The organism is Variovorax sp. 20P10.2.4 (assembly GCF_058244205.1).
In genome coordinates, this window is record NZ_JBZAYE010000845.1 from 1 (window position 1) to 2,606 (window position 2,606).

Sequence of the window (2,606 nt, forward strand, 5' to 3'; positions counted from 1 at the left end):
GGGCTCCGAGGCGACGATGGCGCTCACGCGCAACGCGCAGCGCCAGTCCGACCTGCTGCTGGCCGACCTGTGCGCCGAGAACGAACTGGCCAAGGCCCGGCTCGCGCGCCAGATGCCGGGCGTGGGCATCTCGGGCTCCATCTGTGCCCAGGCCGGCACGAGCTTCAACGTGACGACCACTGTCTCCCCCACGCTGAACCCCAACTTCAACCGCATCGACGTGCAGGTGCGCGACACGGTCGATGCGCCGATCCTGCGCCTGTCGACGGTGGTGGGGCGCTACTGATGGACCGCACGCCCTTCCGCGCCCGGCCCGCGCGCGGCTTCACGCTGATCGAGCTGCTGGTCGCGCTCGCCGTGATGGCGCTGCTCGCGCTGGTCAGCTGGCGCGGGCTCGACGGCATGTCGCGCGCCACCACGCAGAACCAGCTGCGCGCCGACGCGGTGCTCACGCTGCAGACCACGCTGGCGCAATGGAGCGCCGACCTCGACGCGGTGGTCGCACTGGCGCAGACGCGTCCGATCGACTGGGACGGCCGCGTGCTGCGCCTCACGCGCAGCGGCGGCGACGCCGCCAACCCCAGCGTGCTGGTGGTGGCCTGGACGCTGCGTGCCGGCCCCGACGGCGTGCGCTGGCGCCGCTGGCAGTCGCCGCCCTTCAGCACGCGCGGCGCCTGGCAGCAGGCCTGGACCCAAGCGGCCTCGTGGGCGCAGGAGAACGGCGGTGCGCAGGGCAGCTACGGCGGCCCCAACGGCTTCAGCGACACGGTGCTGATCCCGGTGCAGAACTGGCAGCTCTACTACTTCCGCAACGACGTCTGGGTGCCCGCGGGCGAGTTGCAGGCCACGCCGGCCAATCCGCAGGCCCCGATCGGCTCCATCGTCAGCATGCCCGACGGCGTGCGGCTGGTGCTCACCCTGCCGCCGGGCGATGGCCTCTCGGGCACGCTCACGCGCGACTGGGTGCGGCCCACCGTGGGATCGCAACGCTCATGACGCCACGCCACCGCCATCGCCATCGGCAGGCCGGCGCCGCGCTGCTGGCCGCGATGCTCACCGTGACGCTGGTCGCCACCTTCGCCGCCGCCGCGCTGTGGCAGCAGTGGCGCGCGTCCGAGGTCGAATCGGCCGAGCGCGCGCGCGTGCAGGCGGCCTGGGTGCTGGTCGGCGCGCTCGACTGGTCGCGCCTGATCCTGCGCGAGGACGGCCGCGCCGGCGGCTCCGACAACCTGGCCGAGCCCTGGGCCGTGCCGCTCGAGGAAGCGCGGCTCACCAGCTTCCTGGCGGCCGACAAGAACGTCTCGAGCGACCAGCTCGAAGGCCTGCCAGATGCCTTCCTCTCGGGCCGAATCGTCGATGCGCAGTCCAAGCTCAACGTGCTGACGCTGGTGAATGCGAACAAGCCGGTGCCGGCGGCGGTCGCCGCCTTCACCAAGCTGTTCGGGCTGCTGAACCTGCCGGGCGCCGAGCTCAGCGCGATGACCGCCTCGCTGGCGCGCACGCTGGCCACCACCACCGATGCCTCCGCCGGCGCGCCGGCCGACGACGGCGCCAGCGCGCCGCTGATGCCGCAGGAGGTGTCGCAGCTCGTGTGGCTCGGCCTCTCGCCCTCGACCGCGGCGGCGCTCGAGCCCTACGTCACGGTGCTGCCGATCCGCACGCCGATCAACGTCAACACCGCCAGTGCCGAAGTCCTCGCCGCCAGCCTGCCCCGGCTCACCATCGCCGACGCACGCCAGCTCGTGGAGCGGCGCACGCGCTCGTACTTCAAGGACATCGCGGCCGCCAATGCCGGCCTGCCCGACGGCATCCTGTTCAACGCCGAGCAGCACAGCGTCGGCACGCAATTCTTCGAGGTCTACGGCCGCCTGCGCATCGACCGCACCTGGGTCGACGAGCGCTCGCTGCTGCAGCGCGACGGCGTCACCGTCAAGACCATCTGGCGCACGCGTGGCACCGGCGCCACCTACACCTCGGTCAAACCCTGAGGCCCGTTACATTTTTCCGAGCATAAAAGCCTTCCAACGCCCGTCATATCTGTCAGGTACGCTATGAAAAACGTAGTGCGCCTTTGTAAGACGCCCACCTACAATCACCGGCTTTTCCCCACACCCCCATGACCCCGCTGCTGCTCATCGCTCCCCTGCCTCCGGCCGACGCCGCGGGCGAGTACGACTGGGCCCAGGCCGGCGACGACGGCATCGTGCTGCGCGACCATGGCCGCGCACTGCTCGCGCTGCTGCCCTCGGGCAGCGAGGTCACGCTCGGCGTGCCGTCGACCGCGCTCTCGTGGCACCGCGTCACGCTGCCCAAGGGCAGCATGGGCAGCGCCTCCAAGCTGCGCGCCGTGCTCGACGGCCTGCTCGAGGAACACCTGCTCGACGACCCCGAGGCGCTGCACTTCGCGCTCGAACCCGAGGCGCGCGCCGGCGATCCGGTGTGGGTCGCGGCCTGCAACCGCATCTGGCTGCGCTCGGTGGTGCAGGCGCTCGAGGCCAGTGGCCGGCGCGTCACCCGCATCGTTCCCGAGTTCGCGCCGCAGCCGGCCGACGGCCCGCCGCAGTTGCTGATCACCGGCGAGCCCGAAGCCCCGCAGCTCACGGTCT

General features: G+C 71.8%; 4 protein-coding genes. All 4 read left to right on the forward strand.

Annotated features, from left to right (window positions below):
• Positions 1-286 (forward strand): type II secretion system protein GspI (locus AC27VN_RS38410; protein WP_490880056.1); only part of this gene is annotated, 286 nt, incomplete at its 5' end.
• Positions 286-996, forward strand: coding sequence for a PulJ/GspJ family protein (locus AC27VN_RS38415; RefSeq protein WP_093355455.1), 711 nt, complete (start codon positions 286-288; stop codon positions 994-996). The genes AC27VN_RS38410 and AC27VN_RS38415, both read left to right, overlap by 1 nt.
• Positions 993-1,988 carry a type II secretion system minor pseudopilin GspK gene (gene gspK, locus AC27VN_RS38420; protein ID WP_490880057.1) on the forward strand — a complete coding sequence of 332 codons (996 nt, stop codon included), beginning with the start codon at positions 993-995 and terminating at the stop codon, positions 1,986-1,988. Before AC27VN_RS38415 ends, gspK begins: the two co-directional genes overlap by 4 nt.
• Before the next feature lie 128 nt (positions 1,989-2,116).
• On the forward strand, positions 2,117-2,606 hold a 490-nt coding region (gspL, locus tag AC27VN_RS38425), incomplete at its 3' end, for a type II secretion system protein GspL (protein WP_490880058.1).

Coding starts and splice junctions, on each gene's coding strand:
- AC27VN_RS38415 (WP_093355455.1), top strand. CDS start 286: ATGGACCGCACGCCCTTCCGCGCCCGGCCCGCGCGCGGCTTCACGCTG.
- gspK (WP_490880057.1), top strand. CDS start 993: ATGACGCCACGCCACCGCCATCGCCATCGGCAGGCCGGCGCCGCGCTG.